Origin of the sequence: Halomonas sp. A3H3 (assembly GCF_000982975.1) — a bacterium.
Classification (GTDB): domain Bacteria; phylum Pseudomonadota; class Gammaproteobacteria; order Pseudomonadales; family Halomonadaceae; genus Vreelandella; species Vreelandella titanicae.
Genome location: NZ_HG423343.1, coordinates 5191829 through 5208064, shown reverse-complemented (window position 1 = coordinate 5208064; position 16236 = coordinate 5191829). Strand labels below are relative to the sequence as shown.

15 protein-coding genes and 1 riboswitch are annotated in these 16236 nt (G+C 53.7%); of the genes, 7 read left to right on the top strand and 8 right to left on the bottom strand.

Annotation, left to right across the window (positions count from 1 at the left end):
• The first annotated feature begins 4 nt into the window (after positions 1–4).
• On the top strand, positions 5–1447 hold the full coding sequence (gene cysN / locus HALA3H3_RS23680) for a sulfate adenylyltransferase subunit CysN (protein ID WP_022524017.1): 1443 nt from the start codon (positions 5–7) through the stop codon (positions 1445–1447).
• Positions 1448–1642: 195 nt separating this feature from the next.
• Here the strand turns inward: cysN and HALA3H3_RS23675 are convergent, their stop codons facing one another.
• The 3 genes from HALA3H3_RS23675 to HALA3H3_RS23665 all read right to left on the bottom strand — a co-directional run bounded on the left by HALA3H3_RS23675 (position 1643) and on the right by HALA3H3_RS23665 (position 3950).
• Positions 1643–2452 carry an ABC transporter substrate-binding protein gene (locus tag HALA3H3_RS23675; RefSeq protein ID WP_022524016.1) on the bottom strand — a complete coding sequence of 270 codons (810 nt, stop codon included), beginning with the start codon at positions 2450–2452 and terminating at the stop codon, positions 1643–1645.
• 65 nt (positions 2453–2517) lie between these two features.
• Positions 2518–3249, bottom strand: coding sequence for an ATP-binding cassette domain-containing protein (locus tag HALA3H3_RS23670; protein ID WP_022524015.1), 732 nt, complete (start codon positions 3247–3249; stop codon positions 2518–2520).
• On the bottom strand, positions 3246–3950 hold the full coding sequence (locus HALA3H3_RS23665) for an ABC transporter permease (protein WP_022524014.1): 705 nt from the start codon (positions 3948–3950) through the stop codon (positions 3246–3248). Before HALA3H3_RS23665 ends, HALA3H3_RS23670 begins: the two co-directional genes overlap by 4 nt.
• A 171-nt stretch (positions 3951–4121) precedes the next feature.
• Here HALA3H3_RS23665 and HALA3H3_RS23660 point away from each other — a divergent pair, with 171 nt between their 5' ends.
• From HALA3H3_RS23660 to HALA3H3_RS23645, 4 genes are all read left to right on the top strand, one after another.
• Positions 4122–5009, top strand: a complete 888-nt coding sequence (locus HALA3H3_RS23660) for a helix-turn-helix transcriptional regulator (RefSeq protein ID WP_022524013.1) — start codon at positions 4122–4124, stop codon at positions 5007–5009.
• Positions 5010–5118: 109 nt separating this feature from the next.
• On the top strand, positions 5119–5682 hold the full coding sequence (locus tag HALA3H3_RS23655; protein ID WP_022524012.1) for a type 1 glutamine amidotransferase domain-containing protein: 564 nt from the start codon (positions 5119–5121) through the stop codon (positions 5680–5682).
• An 89-nt stretch (positions 5683–5771) separates the two neighbouring features.
• Positions 5772–6800 carry an App1 family protein gene (locus HALA3H3_RS23650; RefSeq protein ID WP_238326108.1) on the top strand — a complete coding sequence of 343 codons (1029 nt, stop codon included), beginning with the start codon at positions 5772–5774 and terminating at the stop codon, positions 6798–6800.
• 84 nt (positions 6801–6884) lie between these two features.
• Complete coding sequence (locus tag HALA3H3_RS23645) at positions 6885–7559, top strand: zinc metallopeptidase (protein WP_022524010.1); 675 nt, start codon at positions 6885–6887, stop codon at positions 7557–7559.
• Between the two features lie 149 nt (positions 7560–7708).
• Here HALA3H3_RS23645 and HALA3H3_RS23640 read toward each other — a convergent pair whose 3' ends face one another.
• From HALA3H3_RS23640 to cmoA, 5 genes are all read right to left on the bottom strand, one after another.
• Positions 7709–8443, bottom strand: coding sequence for a class I SAM-dependent methyltransferase (locus HALA3H3_RS23640; protein ID WP_022524009.1), 735 nt, complete (start codon positions 8441–8443; stop codon positions 7709–7711).
• Between the two features lie 43 nt (positions 8444–8486).
• Complete coding sequence (locus HALA3H3_RS23635) at positions 8487–9458, bottom strand: thymidylate synthase (RefSeq protein WP_022524008.1); 972 nt, start codon at positions 9456–9458, stop codon at positions 8487–8489.
• 63 nt (positions 9459–9521) lie between these two features.
• Positions 9522–10085, bottom strand: a complete 564-nt coding sequence (locus HALA3H3_RS23630; protein ID WP_022524007.1) for an NUDIX hydrolase — start codon at positions 10083–10085, stop codon at positions 9522–9524.
• 57 nt (positions 10086–10142) lie between these two features.
• Positions 10143–10246: riboswitch (TPP riboswitch) on the bottom strand.
• Positions 10247–10360: 114 nt separating this feature from the next.
• A complete protein-coding gene (gene cmoB / locus HALA3H3_RS23625; RefSeq protein WP_022524006.1) occupies positions 10361–11371 on the bottom strand; it encodes a tRNA 5-methoxyuridine(34)/uridine 5-oxyacetic acid(34) synthase CmoB in 1011 nt (336 codons plus the stop codon).
• Positions 11372–11373: 2 nt separating this feature from the next.
• Positions 11374–12117 carry a carboxy-S-adenosyl-L-methionine synthase CmoA gene (gene cmoA, locus HALA3H3_RS23620; protein ID WP_022524005.1) on the bottom strand — a complete coding sequence of 248 codons (744 nt, stop codon included), beginning with the start codon at positions 12115–12117 and terminating at the stop codon, positions 11374–11376.
• Positions 12118–12276: 159 nt separating this feature from the next.
• On the opposite strand from cmoA, the gene pgi reads away from it, so the two are divergent.
• Entirely contained in the window at positions 12277–13959 is a 1683-nt protein-coding gene (pgi, locus tag HALA3H3_RS23615) for a glucose-6-phosphate isomerase (protein WP_009287734.1), read from the top strand.
• Between the two features lie 345 nt (positions 13960–14304).
• Entirely contained in the window at positions 14305–16200 is a 1896-nt protein-coding gene (gene parE, locus HALA3H3_RS23610) for a DNA topoisomerase IV subunit B (protein ID WP_022524004.1), read from the top strand.
• The last annotated feature ends 36 nt before the right edge of the window (positions 16201–16236 follow it).

Sequence of the window (16236 nt, the reverse complement as noted above, 5' to 3'; positions counted from 1 at the left end):
TCTAATGTCTCATCAGTCAAATTTAATCGCCGATAATATCGAAGAGTACCTGCACGAGCACGAGAACAAAGACCTGCTGCGTTTTATTACCTGCGGCAGCGTCGACGACGGCAAATCGACGCTGATTGGCCGTCTACTTCACGACTCGAAAATGATTTTTGAAGACCAACTGGCGGCGATTACCCAGGCTTCTAAAACCAGTGGTACGACCGGTGACACTGTTGATCTGGCGCTGTTGGTGGATGGCCTGCAGTCAGAGCGGGAGCAGGGCATTACCATTGATGTGGCGTACCGCTTTTTCTCTACCGATAAGCGCAAGTTTATTATCGCCGATACGCCTGGGCATGAGCAGTACACCCGCAATATGGCCACGGGGGCATCAACCGCCAGCCTGGCGATTATCCTGATCGATGCCCGCTACGGTGTGCAGACCCAGACTCGCCGCCATAGCTTTATTGCCGACCTGCTAGGTATTCAGCACCTGGTGATTGCGGTCAATAAGATGGATCTAGTGGACTTCTCCGAGCAGCGCTTTAACGAGATAGTCGATGAGTACCGAGCCTTTGCCACCAATCTGCAAGCACCTGACATTCGCTTTGTACCGATGTCGGCCCTGAATGGCGACAACGTGGTCAATCGCAGCGAACAAACGCCCTGGTATTTTAGCGATGCTTACCAGGGGGAAACACTGATCGAGCTATTAGAGAGTGTCGAGATTACCCGCGACCAGAACCTCAGCGATCTGCGTTTACCGGTTCAGTACGTTAACCGCCCGAACCTTGATTTTCGCGGTTACTGCGGCACCTTAGCCGCGGGTGTATTACGTCCTGGTCAAGCCGTTAAGGCACTTCCATCGGGTAAAACGTCGCGGGTTGCACGGATTGTCACTTTTGATGGTGACCTTGCGGCCGCTTATCCAGGTCAGGCGATCACGGTGACTCTGGAAGATGAAATCGATATCTCCCGTGGCGACTGGCTGGTGGCAGCGGATAGCGAACTGCCGCTCTCCAACACCTTTAAAGCCGATATTGTTTGGATGCAGGAAGAGGCGTTAACGCCAGGTAAGCTCTACGATTTCAAACTGGCGACCCGCGACCTCTCCGGCCAGGTCAGTGCGATTGATTACCAAATCGACGTCAATACTCTGGAGAAGCATGCCACTCACTCGCTGGGGCTAAATGCTATTGCCCGCTGCGACGTGGAACTGACAGCTGCTATCCCCGTGGATGATTACCGCACCAGCCCCGGTACCGGTAGCTTTATCATCATTGATCGGCTGACCAACGTGACCGTAGGCGCCGGTATGATCCGCGGTACCGCCAGCGCCCCAGGCAATGCTTCAAACGCCACCGATTGGGCCGACTTTGAGCGTGACTTGAATGCCCTAGTGCGTAAGCATTTCCCTCACTGGGAAGCGAAAGATATCAGCGGTTTATTCAGCCGCTAACCGGCATAAGCTCCGGTCATGAGCCTCCTCACATCCGTGCGAGGAGTTCTCCTTATGTCATTGCGAGGAGCGAAGCGACGCGGCAATCTTGCTTTTGTCATTGCGAGCGCAGCGCGGCAATCTCAAAGTTAGTGCCATCGCCGGTATGAGATTGCTTCGTCGCAAGCTACTCGCAATGGCGGTAGGTGATTAGATTTACTCAGCATTAGGGAAAAACAGCTGCTGACCATCTACCTCAAAATCCGCAATCGCTTGCTGGCCCTGTTCAGAAACCAGCCACTCGTGCCACTGGGCGGCGAGGTCGTGCTTCAAATGCGGGTGTCGCTCTGCCGAGAGCAATAGGCTGCCATACTGATTGAATAGCGCTTCATCGCCTTCAAACAGCAAGGTAAGGTCTTGTGGGTTGTCAAAGGCGACCCAGGTGGCGCGATCGGTAAACGTATAGGCGTCCATGCCTGCGGCGGTATTCAACGTAGGGCCCATGCCGCTGCCCAGCTCGCGGTACCACTCGCCCTGTGGCGTGACCCCAGCATCTTCCCATAAGCGCAATTCCGCGCGGTTCGTGCCGCTATCGTCCCCGCGTGAGGCGAAGGGGGACTCGCTCTCGGCAATGCGCTGCATGGCATCGATAACGGTGTCGCTATCACTAATGCCTGCAGGGTCATCGCTCGGGCCAACGATCACAAAATCGTTATACATTACATTCAGACGTTCTGTGGCGTAGCCATCGGCCACAAACTTTTCTTCACCTGCGGTGTCGTGAACCAACAAGCTATCCGCATCGCCACGGCGGCCAATTTCAAATGCCTGGCCGGTGCCCACGGCGACCACGTGCACATCAATCCCGGTCTCTTCGCTGAATGCAGGGATGATGGCGTCAAACAGGCCAGAGTTTTCGGTAGAGGTCGTGGAGGCCAGGGTAATGTAGTCATCGGCCGCCATCAGCGTAGCGCTGAAGGTCAGCCCTAGGGCGCCAGCGGTGATAAGTGCGGTAGTTTTGTTCATTTTTGCTCCTTGATCGCTTTTCATAAATCGTTTTACTTCAATCCTAGGGCTCACTCATATTGGAGCTACCAGACCAACTCGCCGCGAATAAACGCCCCCGCCTCAGGTGAGGTGGGGGCGGTAAAAAAGTCGCAGGCAGGGGTGTGTTCAAGCAATTCACCGTTATGCAAAAACACCACGTCATTGGCTAAGCGGCGTGCTTGGTGCAAGTCGTGAGTGGTCATAACGATACGAGTACCGCTGTGATGAAACTCCAGTACGGCATCTTCAACGGCCTTGATGGCGGCGGGGTCGAGCGCCGAGGTGGGTTCGTCTAAAAACAGAACTTGGGGATTGAGCAGCCAGGCCCGTGCCAACGCTAAACGCTGCTGCTCGCCGCCGGAAAGCACCCGCGCAGGCCGTTTGGCTAGGTGTGCTAAGCCAAACTTCTCAAGGGCACTCATCGCCTGGGTTTTTCGAGGTAACGCTTTCAGTTCTGGTCGCGCCACTTTATTGATGGCTAGCACATAGGTCAGGTTATCCAGCGCTGAGCGGCGTAACAGCACAGGGCGTTGGAAAACCATGGCTTGCGCGGGCTGAACCCCTTGCCAGCGAACCGAACCGCTGGAGGGCGTTAGTAGGCCGTGAGCTAGACGCATTAATAGGCTTTTGCCCGCACCGTTCGGCCCCATTATTAGCGTTCGCTGGCAGCCTGCAAGGCGCATCGATGTGGGACTAAGCAGGGTATGGCCGCGATGGATAAAGCTCACGCTGTCGAGCTCAAGGGTGGCGACGGGGGGCGTATGATGTGCGTTCATCCCAGCCGCCTTTTCGCCGTTTCGCCGATTATGTGGGCAATCGCGTTAATCATGGTGACCAGGGCGAGCAGAATGATCCCTAAGCCAAGGGCCATAGGCAGGTTGCCCTTGCTGGTTTCCAACACAATGCTGGTGGTCATCACGCGGGTGACGCCGTCGATGTTCCCGCCCACAATCATCACTGCGCCCACTTCGGCGCTGGCGCGGCCAAAGCCTGCCAGGATCACCGTTAACAGCCCAAAGCGTGCGTCCCATAGCAGGGTGGGGATCATGCGTAGGCGCGTTAGCCCCAGTGAGTTCAACTGCTCGTCATACTCTCCGTGAAGCGCTTCAACCTGCTGGCGGGTAAGAGCAGCGATAATCGGCATTACCAGAATCACTTGGGCTATCACCATCGCTGTTGGCGTAAACAGCAGCCCCCATTCTCCCAGTGGGCCTGCCCGCGAAAGCAGTAGGTAGACACAAAGCCCTGCCACGACTGGCGGTAAGCCCATCAGGGCATTGAGGGCGACAATCACGACGTTACGTCCAGGAAAGCGCCATAGCGCCAGAGCAGCGCCTAAGGGCAGGGCTATCAGGCTGGCAATCAATACCGCCATCAGCGATACCTGCAGCGAGAGCATCACGATGGAGATTAGCGCGCTATCCATACTCAGGATCAGGGTGAGAGCCGTACTAAAAGCATTATCACTGGTGAGCATTGAGCGTCGGTTTCACTTTTGTATGAAGAGCTGTTGTAGGAAAACTGTTATCCGAGAATTGGCATGATGTATCGAAAAATGACTTAATGCACTGCGTCCTGAAATTTATGCAGTCATATGCAGTTAAAATACAAAAGAGGTTTGCATTTTACCCAGCGAGGCTACCTTGCGATGTCTGAACCACATACTTACCTGACCACCGCAGAAGTCGCTGACTATTTGCGCTTAAAAGAGCGCAAGGTGTATGACTTGGTGCGCCAAGGCCAGATCCCCTGTAGTCGGGTAACGGGAAAGTTGCTGTTTCCCCGCCAACAGATCGATTTATGGGTGCTGAACCATTTAGAAGGCGATCAGGCGCAGCGTTTATCAGTGCCGCTAGTAGCGGCCGGTAGCCAGGATCCGCTGTTGGAGTGGGCTATTCGGGAAAGCGGCTCTGATTTGGCGATGCTCTGCCAAGGCAGTGGCGACGGCGTGCGGCGGTTGCTTGACGGCAAGGCGATGCTGGCGGGTATTCATCTGCTGGATGCTTCTACTCAGCGCTATAACGAACCCAGCGCGCTCGGCTTAAGCGGCATGCGTGATCTGTTGATAGTGCACTGGGCAAAGCGCCGCCAAGGGCTGCTTTTACCCGCTGGCAACCCGATGAGCATCTCTGGGCTAAATGATTTAAAACGGCCCGGGATCCGCGTGGCGCATCGCCAGCCCGACGCTGGAGCAGCACGGTTGCTGCACTGTTTGCTACAACAAGCAGGCATTGAAAGCTCGGCGATCAACTGGGCGCGCCATGCCTCCTTAAGTGAAGATGATTTGGCGCTTAGCATTGGTCAGGGCGAGGCGGATGTTGGGCTGGGGGTTGAAGCCGCCGCCCATCGCCAGCATCTCGGCTTCGTTACACTTTGCGATGAGCCGTTTGATTTGATTATGCAGCGGCGCAGCTATTTCGAGCCTTCAATACAGCGACTATTGGCGTTTGCTCATCAAGCGCGTTTTGCCGAGAGGGCAACACAGTTAGGGGGTTATGATGTTGCTGAGCTAGGAAGGATTGTGCATAACGCCTAGCGCGCTATTCGCTAATCTGCGGTGTCAGCAGGAGAGCTTGACCCTGATTCAATATACGCCACACTAGTGGGGCGTTACTAACGCAAATCATCACGAAAAGGAGAGCATGATGAAACAAGCACTAAACGGTAAGCGTGTTGCTATTTTAGCCGCAGCTGGTTTTGAAGAGTCTGAGCTGAGCGTACCGCGCGCCGCCTTACAGAAAGAGGGTGTTGAGGTTCATGTGGTCACCCCCGACGGTAAAGGAGTCCGCGCTTGGGCGGAAACCGACTGGGGCGACACCTATGAAGCCGATAAAGCCCTTGCTGATGCCAGTGAGTCTGACTACCACGCCTTGGTACTGCCGGGTGGTTTATTCAACCCCGATGAACTGCGCATTAACGACGATGCCTTGAGTTTTGTAAAAGGGTTTTTCCAGGCAGGTAAGCCTGTTGCTGCTATTTGCCATGCGCCGTGGATTTTAATTAATGCGGGCGTGGTTGAAGGCCGCCGCATGACCTCGGTACACAGCGTCGCGCAAGATTTACGCAATGCCGGCGTTGAGTGGGTCGATGAGCCAGTTGTTGTGGACAGCGGTCTTGTGACCAGCCGTACGCCGAAGGACTTGGATGCCTTTAACGCCAAGTTACTCGAAGAGCTGCAGGAAGGGCGTCACTCCGGTCAACACGCTTGATGAGCGTATTGCGTCAGTGGACAAGCTTTATCAAAAGGCTTGTCCACGTTATTGCCAAACCTATCAAAGGAGACAGTAGCCGCGGCGGAATGGTGGTTCATCCTTACCGCGGCTATGGTTCCCAACGTGAAGTTTTTGTCATGGGCCGGGTGTTTCGCCAAGCCGCACTAGGTCGAGCCATTCCTCGCCATGGCATGCTACGCGATACTGCGGACGTGGCACGGCGCGTTTTACGCCGGGGGCTGGCCGATGCGCAGGTAGAAATTCATATCGGCGAAAATAAGCTCTGCGTCGGCACGGATCGAGATGGCTATTTCGACGTCCACTTACCGATTAGTCACACCCTGCCCATTGATGTCTCCTGGCACCGCGCCGATATTTTAGTGCATTGCTCGGGGCAGACGCCGGTACGTACTCACGTAGAAGTTTATGTACCTCCGTCAGAGGCGGATTTGCTGATCATCAGTGATATTGATGACACCGTTATGTTTACCGGGGTGGCGGAAAAGCTCAAAATGCTTTATCGCTTATTTGTTAAAAAACCTCATCGCCGCACCGCTTTCCCCGGTGTTGCGCCGCTTTATCAAGCTTTACATCGTGGCGTTAGTGAACGCGCTGAGCGGCCCATTTTGTATGTATCCCGTGGCCCTTGGGCGATATACGAAATGCTCGAAACCTTTTTTCAGATCAACCGCATCCCCGTTGGGCCGATTATCTTTTTACGCGAATGGGGCATCTCTTTGCGCAAGCCTTGGCCGCGCCGTGCAGAAGAGCATAAGCGCGAACTGATCGACCGTATGTTGACGCTTTATAATGATATGCCGTGTATTCTCATTGGCGATAGCGGTCAACACGATCCAGAAGTGTATACCGAGATAGTGAAAGCCTACCCAGATCGGATTAAAGCGATTTATATTCGTCAAGTGGATAAAAACCCCAGGCGCGAGCAGGCGATCCAGCGGTTGCGGGATGAGTTGGCCGGCATCCAGTGTGATTTAGTGCTCGCCGCAGATAGCGTGCTGATTGCCGAACACGCCCACGCCCAGGGCGATATCTCTGCCCACGGCTTAGCGGCAGTACAGCGCGAAGTTGAGGAGCACCGCAACGATCCCGCATAACGCTGTTGCCAAGTCAGTCCCCATGGTAAAAGTACGCTACGAAGAAGTGTGTTTAACGACGGTTATTTGTAGATAGGGGCTGCCATGGTTGTTGTGCTGATCATTTTTGCGCTGGCAGTATTTGTGCTCCCCAATGTTTGGGCCAAGTGGGTGCTTAAACGCCATACCCGCGGCCGTGACGATTACCCGGGCACGGGTGCAGAGCTTGCCGATCATTTGCTGCGCCGACTGGGGATTGAGGGCGCAAGCGTTGAGCGCACTGAGTATGGTGACCATTATGACCCAGAAACCCGCTGCGTACGTCTTTCACCGGATAACTACGATGGGCGTTCGCTAACGGCCGTCACGGTGGCTGCCCATGAAGTAGGGCACGCCATTCAGCATCACCAGGGTTACGCGCCGCTACTGGCGCGTAGCCGCTTAGTCGGCGTTGCCCAAAAAGCTGAGAAACTCGGCGCTGTACTGATGATGGCTGCACCTTTTCTGTTTTTATTGACGCGTCTGCCGGGTGGTTTGGCCATTGTAATTGCCATGGCGGTGATCAGCTTTGGCACCGCAGCGTTGGTACATTTGGTGACTCTGCCGGTTGAGTTTGATGCCAGCTTTAACCGCGCGCTGCCGCTCTTGAAAGAGTACGTCCCGCCTTACGATATGCCCGGTGCCCGGCACGTACTCACCGCCTGCGCGTTTACCTACGTGGCCGCCTCGCTGGCCAGTGTTATGAACCTGGGACGCTGGCTGGTGATTTTGCGGCGGTGAGCGTGTATTGAAGCTGTGTTTTCAGTGCCACTAAGTGTCTATGCATAATTTTTCGTGCATTAAAGGTTATAAAAAAATCAGTAGCTTACTAGATATTTATACCTGATTTACTTTTGCATAGGCACTTAGTTAATACCTATTGTCTGTCTTTATTGCTTTGTGGCGCGCAGTAGAATATAGGGTTTTGTGTCCTGTAGAGTGCGGAATTCACTCGTATGAACTGGCAACTGCGAATTGTCAAATGGTAGATTACGCTCTGTGGTTAGTGAAAGCCCCGCTGCGGCGAATGTATTTCGATATGTGGATAAACCCCATTGTTTGTCGACAATCTCTAATGGTTGCTGCCTTCCCGGTATCGTGAGGTAGACTGGGCGATTATCTCCGTCTTGATAGGAAATACCATGCTCTCCATTGCGGTAGGTCGGATAATCGACTCCGGTGGTTTGAGGATGAGTGTCGAGGATGTAATAGGAGCCGCCAGGTTTAAGTATGCGCATTACTTCCGTAGTGATGCGTACTAGTTCACGTCTTTCGGGAATGTTAATAAACAGAAAACAACTAATGACAGCTTCAAAACTGTTATCAGGAAATGGCAAATTTGGACCATGGATTTGCTCAAAGCGAAGACGGTTAGTGCCTGCGGATATTGCTTTTTCAATCATTGTTGGAGAGATGTCAACACCGGTGACATAGTCGAATCCGTCGTCTCTTAATCTTCTGGACACTTTGCCGCTGCCACAGCCGTAGTCCAATACACTAATTCCCTTGCCATAAGAGCAGGTTAACTCCGCGATGAGTGGTTGATAGCCAAAAGCATTCTCCACCCAATCATCATAAGCGTCAAAAAGCTCGGCGATATTTTGTTCAGTCCAATTAGTATTCATAAAAATAAATCCCCTAATATTTGCTCATGTATGAATGCTTGTACTATCCCCAGCGATTAATAAGAAACGGTTGATAGTAGGGGTTAATTATCTCTAACGCCTTTTGAGGCAGCGCATTCCCTATCTTGATTTGGCGATAGATCCAGAACAACATCAGCACATCTCGCCAATACGTCGTTAGGTTAAGATTAGCCATATCATTAAACGTCAACAAGCCGCTACGGATCTCTGACTCATATTCCAATAGTTTGCGTATGGTCGTCGGGGAGGTGCCAATTGGCATTAAAGGTACTGTGCCTGGCTGGGGTATAGTTTCATTACTATTCAAAAGTTCAAGCGCACGCTCATGTGTGCTTTCATAGACGTGAATAGAACCAACTTGATGTGTGTAGTGACCGATTTTGCAGCCTATGCGGGCAGCAATATACTCTTGCAAGAAAGTAAAAGAGAAAATATCGTTCAGCATGCCAACGTAGGCATCATTTGCACGCATATAGCTGACCATGTTCAACTTTTCTTCGCGGAGTAGCAACTGAAGACCCAAGGTACATGAAACGTCGATATTGCGTCGATAAAGATCTTCTTCCGCACTAAATATTTGAAGGACAGCGCGCTTACTGTCGGGATCGTCATTTTTAAGGATATCAATCACTCGTTCGATTTGATCGAGCGTGTCTGCACCAAAGTTTTTAAGACGAGCTCCGTAACCAGTACCAGGTAAGCTTATACCATCTGGGCTGTAGCGTTGCATTGAAGGGGCGTACCAGGAAATAAATGCTAAGTCGTTTTTACCTGATAAATACCATAACGCTTCTGCATAATTAAAAACAATATTTTGTTTGCGTATTTTGCTTAGACAAAAACGATCAGGAGGATTGTCGAGTCGGATATTGAAGCCAATGAGTTCTCGCTCTTTATTTCCTCTAGGTGAGTTAACATATTCATATTCAAAGCAGATTTTATGCAGTGTATCTCTGTAGAGGCTGGTGAAATTCGTATAATGTTTGTGCATCATTATATTCATCTCTTTCGGTGGACAAAGAGGCGTATTTTGCTGATACGAATGATGGCGAGTAGTTTAAAAAGCTGAATTGGAGCTGTGAATCGCGTTTGATTTTTCTTTGACGATCAAACTGTGCAAATTAAAGGCTTTCACGACAGTATCTGCGACGTGATCAGCTAAGGCTTCATTGAAGTTGAGTTTTCCGTTTATAACTTTCGCCCAGCGGCAGTCCGCAGCATCATCACCAGGCCGTAGCTCGCCATCAACGTAGTGACATAAAAGGGCAACCAAGGCGAAGTGGTGGTGACTTCCCTCTGGGTCATATCCGATTACTTCTACTACATCAATTAACGGTCCTACCAATGCTGTGATACCGGTTTCCTCCATTAATTCGCGCTTTGCTGCACAATGTAGGCTTTCTCCCGGTTCCACTGATCCTCCGGGGAAGCCCCAAGTGCCCCGTTGAGGTTCTTTACTGCGTTGGACGAGGAGAACTTCATTATTACGCAGAGTTACGGCGATTGCTGCCAAGCGTGGCTTGGCAAGTACGGAGTTCAGGCGGTTTTTATCAGACGTGTTAAAAGGGGAGGTACTACTGAGCGTAGATGCGTTAGCGGGCGTTGAGTTACCTTGCGACACGATACACTCCTGCATTGAGATTCGGATAATACAGGCGTAGGTGTCAAAACAGGTTCATATATGGTTTATGTCCGTTCCTACGCCGGTATCAGCCGGATCAGGTTCAAAGGGTTTGGATAACTCCATCTCAGCCTGAATAACAGGCACCCCTCGGAAAAGTTACTGTTACTATGAGTTTTAGTATAAGTCAATATTTGGGGGGCAATTCAATGCGGCGGCTTGGCGGACGCCGGGACGGTTTTGACACCCTCTTCGCACACTTGGCTAACGGCTAATCAGCCCGGCTTATTCGCCAAAATCACCGCCCGCCGTGGTGCGGGGTAGCCTTCAATGGTGCGGGTGCGGTCGTTGGGGTCGAGAAAATCGGCCAACGATTGGTAGGTCATCCACTCCGTCGATCGCTGCTCGTCTAACGTGGTAACGGCTTCGTCAACCACGCGCACGTTGGTAAAGCCGCAGCGCTCCAGCCAATGGCAGAGCGCTTGAGAAGAGGGCAGGAAGTAGACGTTGGGCATCGCGGCGTATCGCTCGCCGGGCACAAATACGGTCTGCTCGTCGCCTTCGACTACCAGGGTTTCTAGCACCAGCTCGCCGCCCGGAACTAACGCGGCTTTTAGCTGCTGAAGATGTTCCAACGGGGCAGGGCGATGGTAGAGCACGCCCATGGAAAATACCGTATCGAAAAAGCCCAGGTTCTCCGGCACATCTTCTATACCCACGGGCAAGAACTGCGTTCTTCCGTCATCGGTATCGCCGACGAAGTGGCGTACCGCCTGAAATTGCCAGTAGAAGCGCGGCGAAGGGTCAATTACTAATACGAAAGCAGCCCCTGCCCCAGCCATCCGCCAGGCGTGGTAACCGCTGCCACCCCCCACGTCGAGTACCTTACGGTATTTTAGCGGCGCCAAGTGGGGAGCTACTCTCTGCCACTTCCAGTCCGAGCGCCACTCGGTATCAATATGAATGCCACCCAGTTGAAAAGGGCCCTTTCGCCAGGGGGCGAGTTTTCTTAGCAGGTTAAAACACTGGCGCTGCTGGCTATCGCTAAGATCGAGATCAACGCTGACGGTGTCGCTGTTTAAATCCACGCGCCGCTCAGCGGGCAGCGCCGGAAGCTTGGCCACGGCTTTTTCCCAGGCGGATAAATCGCCGTGGCGGTTACGGTCAAGCCCGTGAGCTAACTGCTCGGGTAGCTTCGCTAGCCAGGGCGTTAGCGAGGCATCCAGCGTGGCTTGATCTAAAAACGCCTGATAAATTGCGCGATGATCGTCGGGTAGTGGCGCCACCTTTAACCCTCCTTAAACGCAATCAGCGAGGCAAAGTTAAGGTACTGGAACCAGGTCATCGAACGTGGAAAACCTGCTTGTTTCAAACGACCATGAAGTGCATCGAGGGTATCCGGCACCAGTACGTTCTCAAGAGCGGTGCGCTTCTGGCTGATTTCCAGATCACTGTACCCATTGGCGCGCTTGAAATCGTGGTAGCGTTCTACCCGCCAGGCGTTGTCGCGCTCGTCGGCGTCGACGGTTTTCTCCGAGAGGATCAGCACGCCGCCGGGTTCCAGCGCTGCATAAAGCCGCGCCAGTAGTGCATCGCGGTCGGCGGCGGGTAGAAACTGTAGGGTAAAATTGAGAATGATCATGCCCGAAGACGCATACTCTAGGGTACGAATGTCGGCTTCTTCGACCTGCATAGCGTACGCTGGGCACTCGTCAGCAAAGGTTTGCCGAGCCTGGGCGACCATGGCGGGCGATAGGTCAACGCCCGTATAGCGAAAGGCGTCAGGCGCCAGCGCCCCTGCCAGCGCAAGGCCGGAAGCGCCCAGCGAACAGCCTAGATCATAGACATGGGCGCCATGGCGCAGGTGGCGCTGGGCAATTAAGCTCAACATGCCAAGAATTTGCCCGTAGCCGGGTACCGATCGGCGGATCATGTCAGGAAAGCAGGCGACCACCTTTTCGTCGAAAGAGAACCGCGCGACTCGGTCAAGGGGTGTCGAAAAGATAGCGTCACGGTAAGATGCATCACTCATGGGCAAGCCGGGATCATGGAAAAGGCGTGCTAGTTTACGCGCCCTTAATTGACTAGAACAGGCCTGTCTAGCATAGACTCACATAGAACAGCCCTGTTTAAGGTTATTAACCTGTTTAATGAACCCCGCTGCATGGATCGACGCCACTGGAGAAGCTAAATGGCCTCAGCATCAAGCGCTACACCCGATACGTTACCGGCATGGCAGACGTTAAAGCATCACGCTGAAACGCTGCAGCATGTCCACTTGAAAACGCTGTTTGGCACCGAGCCTTCCCGCTGGGAAAGCTTTACTCGCCAGGTGGCGGGCTTGACGCTAGATCTTTCCAAGCAGCGCTGGGATGATGATACCCTCGAACATCTGTTTACGCTGGCTAGTGAAGCGGGCGTACCCTCTGCTATTGAAGCGCTGTTGAGCGGTAAGCGAGTGAACGTCAGCGAAAACCGCCCGGCGTTACATACGGCGCTGCGTTTACCCGCCGATGCGACGCTTGAGGTTGAGGGGGAAGATATCGTCGCTGCCGTGCATGAAAGCCTTGCCCAAATGGAGCGCTTGGTCAGCCGGCTGCACGCAGGGCAGTGGCGTGGTGCCACCGGCAAGCCGATTCGGCATGTGGTTAACCTGGGCGTAGGCGGTTCAGATCTAGGTCCACTAATGGTCACCCATGCCTTGGCAGATTTCCGACCCAAAGATATTCATCCGGTTGAGGTGCATTTTGCCTCCACCATGGATGGCTCCCAGTTAGCGGACTATCTGAGCCGGTTGAATCCTGAAACCACTATCTTTGTGTTGTCATCCAAGTCGTTCACCACCATTGATACACTTTCCAACGCTAACACCGCACGGGAGTGGTTACTTAGCCGCTTGACCCAGCATGGTGCGACGCCGATTAGCGCTGAGTTGGTGGTGCGTCAGCACTTTATTGGTGTGTCGGCGAGCCCTGAGAAAATGACCGAGTGGGGCATTGCTGACGATCACCAGTTGACCTTCTGGGAGTGGGTAGGCGGGCGCTACTCGCTATGGGGCACCATTGGCTTACCCATTGCGCTGGTGGTAGGGATGGCGAATTTCCGCGAGTTTTTAGCCGGTGCGCACGCCATGGACCGCCATTTTGCTGAGGCAGAAATGGCGGAGAACCTGCCCGTGCTGCTGGCGTTAGCGGGCATCTGGAATGTCAATTTCCTGGATATCCGCGCGCACTCCATTCTGCCCTACGATGGGCGCCTGGAGTATTTCGCCGCCTATCTTGAACAGCTTGAGATGGAGTCCAACGGCAAGTCGGTTACCCGTCAAGGCCAGCCGATTAACTACTCCACCTGCCCTGTGCTCTGGGGGCAGCTTGGCCCCAACGCCCAGCATGCGTTTTATCAGCTATTGCATCAGGGCACTCAACCGGTGGTGTGTGATTTTATCGCGCCGCTCAAGCGCTACGATGAGGTGGAAGATCCAGATACCCGCCGCCACCTTAAAACCCAGCATCGCCTGGCACTGGCCAACTGTTTTGCGCAGTCCCGCGTATTAATGCTTGGTGATGACGCTTTGGAAGACGACGGCCCACGGCCAGAGCACAAGCGTTATCGGGGTAACCAGCCCTCGACGACGGTGCTGCTTGACCAGCTCACCCCAGCGACCCTGGGTTCGCTTATCGCCCTTTACGAGCACAAAGTCTTTGTTCAGGCGGTGATTTGGGATATCAACCCGTTCGATCAGTGGGGCGTTGAGCTAGGCAAACAGATTGCCACGGATACCCAAAAAATTATCGACCATGAGGGAGATCTATCGCGGATGGATGCTTCCAGTAAGGGATTGATTGAAGCATTTTGGGCGGCTGAGCAGGAGTGAGCGGTGCAATTTTGTCGCTAGTATATTGTGAGCACATACAGAAAGGGCGCCGTGGATAAGTCGTAGAGGGGGTCATTTGCCATGGCCGGAATATGTTCCATACAATTCCGGCATTTCCGCCGTCCATGGCGGGCAGATGGCAAATATAGCGCCCAGGGATGGGGTTACAGCGCCCCCTCGTAGACTTATCGACGGGGAAGCCCTTTCCGCTTTGCCATTGATAAGCATGGCTAGATATACAGCTTTTTGCTTTTCCGCTATCCTGTGCCTCTTTGCAAGTCGGCAATGACACTTTTCAGCATTTGATATGGCTGCCAGTACGATTTTTCAGGGAACCGACGTTACATGACCCAGTTTGATGCCTCTCAGTACGGCGCGAGTTCCATCGAAGTCCTGTCGGGCCTCGAGCCGGTACGTAAGCGTCCCGGTATGTATACCGACACCACACGCCCCAACCACCTTGCTCAAGAAGTGATTGATAACAGCGTCGATGAAGCGCTAGCGGGCCACGCCACCATGATTAACGTCGTGCTGCATAGCGACGGCGGGATTGAGGTGCAGGATAATGGCCGTGGTATGCCCATCGACCTACACCCTGAACACGGTGTTTCGGGCGTTGAACTGATATTTACCAAATTGCACTCGGGTGGCAAATTCTCCTCCACTAGCTACCGCTTCTCCGGCGGCCTACACGGGGTAGGTGTCTCGGTGGTTAATGCGCTATCGCGCCGGTTGGATGTCGAAGTTACCCGGGATGGGGCACGCCATGCCATGGCCTTCGAGTTCGGTGAGAAAGTCGAAGAGCTGCATGAAATTGGTAAAGCCCCCAAGCGGGCAAGTGGCACTTTGGTGCGTTTCTGGCCGGATGAGAGCTACTTCGATAGCCCCAAGTTAGCGCTAACCCGGTTGAAACACCTGCTGCGTGCCAAAGCGGTGCTGTGTCCCGGCTTGAAAGTCACGCTGGTAGAACCTGACGGCACTTCCACAGAGTGGGAGTTCGCCGATGGTTTGCGCGACTACTTAGTTGAAGCCACCGATGGTTATGAAGTACTGCCCAAGGAGCCTTTTGTAGGCCACTTCAATGACGACGAGCACGGTGTCGATTGGGCGATTCAATGGCTACCAGAAGGCGGCGAAGCGCTGCTGGAGAGCTACGTTAACCTTATTCCCACCCCTCAGGGCGGTACCCATGTAAACGGCTTTCGTTCCGGGCTGCTGGACGCGCTGCGGGAATTCTGCGAATACCGCAACTTGTTGCCCCGCGGCATCAAACTCACCGCTGATGACCTTTGGGAGCGCACCTCCTTTGTGCTCTCAGTGAAGATGCTCGACCCGCAGTTTGCCGGGCAAACCAAAGAGCGGCTGTCATCGCGCACGATTGCCGGTTTTGTTTCCGGCGTGGTTAAAGATGCTTTCTCGCTATGGCTGAACCACCATGTGGATCAAGCCGAAGCGATTGCCGAGCTGGTCATCAGCGCGGCGCAAAATCGCCAGAAAAAAGCCAAAAAAGTCGCCCGTAAAAAGGTCACGTCCGGCCCGGCCTTGCCCGGTAAGCTAGCGGACTGCTCCGGCCAAGACCCTGCCCAGAGCGAGCTGTTTTTGGTCGAAGGGGACTCCGCTGGCGGCAGTGCCAAGCAGGCGCGTAACCGCGAGACCCAGGCGATACTGCCCCTGCGCGGTAAGATCCTGAATACCTGGGAAGTGGAAACCCACGATATCTACGGTTCCCAGGAGGTGCACGATATCGCCGTCGCCATTGGCGCTGACCCCGGCAGCGCTGATCTGGAAAAGCTGCGCTATCACAAGATCTGTATTCTCGCCGATGCCGACTCCGATGGCTTGCACATTGCCACGCTACTGTGCGCGCTGTTTGTACGCCATTTTCCGAGCCTGGTAGACGCAGGCCATGTGTATGTGGCGATGCCGCCCCTCTACCGGATTGATCTGGGCAAAGAAGTGCACTACGCCCTGGATGAGAGCGAAAAAGCCGCCATTCTCAAGCAACTGGCCAGTAAGCGCGGCACGCCTAATGTGCAGCGTTTCAAGGGCCTGGGTGAGATGAGCCCGCTGCAACTGCGTGAAACCACCATGTCGACGGAGACTCGGCGACTGGTACAGCTGACGTTGACCGTCGGCGATGGCACCATGGAAATGATGGATATGCTGCTGGCCAAGAAGCGTGCCGGTGATCGCAAAAAATGGCTGGAAGATTACGGCAATCTTGCCGATATCGAAGTGTAGGTAAAAGCAGACAAGCGTTAACAAGCCGTTGTTACA

Bases quoted from the DNA above. Each gene is read 5' to 3' on its own strand.
- cysN (WP_022524017.1), top strand. From the start codon at position 5: ATGTCTCATCAGTCAAATTTAATCGCCGATAATATCGAAGAGTACCTG.
- HALA3H3_RS23675 (WP_022524016.1), bottom strand. From the start codon at position 2,452: ATGAACAAAACTACCGCACTTATCACCGCTGGCGCCCTAGGGCTGACC.
- HALA3H3_RS23670 (WP_022524015.1), bottom strand. From the start codon at position 3,249: ATGAACGCACATCATACGCCCCCCGTCGCCACCCTTGAGCTCGACAGC.
- HALA3H3_RS23665 (WP_022524014.1), bottom strand. From the start codon at position 3,950: ATGCTCACCAGTGATAATGCTTTTAGTACGGCTCTCACCCTGATCCTG.
- HALA3H3_RS23660 (WP_022524013.1), top strand. From the start codon at position 4,122: ATGTCTGAACCACATACTTACCTGACCACCGCAGAAGTCGCTGACTAT.
- HALA3H3_RS23655 (WP_022524012.1), top strand. From the start codon at position 5,119: ATGAAACAAGCACTAAACGGTAAGCGTGTTGCTATTTTAGCCGCAGCT.
- HALA3H3_RS23650 (WP_238326108.1), top strand. From the start codon at position 5,772: ATGGTGGTTCATCCTTACCGCGGCTATGGTTCCCAACGTGAAGTTTTT.
- HALA3H3_RS23645 (WP_022524010.1), top strand. From the start codon at position 6,885: ATGGTTGTTGTGCTGATCATTTTTGCGCTGGCAGTATTTGTGCTCCCC.
- HALA3H3_RS23640 (WP_022524009.1), bottom strand. From the start codon at position 8,443: ATGAATACTAATTGGACTGAACAAAATATCGCCGAGCTTTTTGACGCT.
- HALA3H3_RS23635 (WP_022524008.1), bottom strand. From the start codon at position 9,458: ATGATGCACAAACATTATACGAATTTCACCAGCCTCTACAGAGATACA.
- cmoA (WP_022524005.1), bottom strand. From the start codon at position 12,117: ATGAGTGATGCATCTTACCGTGACGCTATCTTTTCGACACCCCTTGAC.
- pgi (WP_009287734.1), top strand. From the start codon at position 12,277: ATGGCCTCAGCATCAAGCGCTACACCCGATACGTTACCGGCATGGCAG.
- parE (WP_022524004.1), top strand. From the start codon at position 14,305: ATGACCCAGTTTGATGCCTCTCAGTACGGCGCGAGTTCCATCGAAGTC.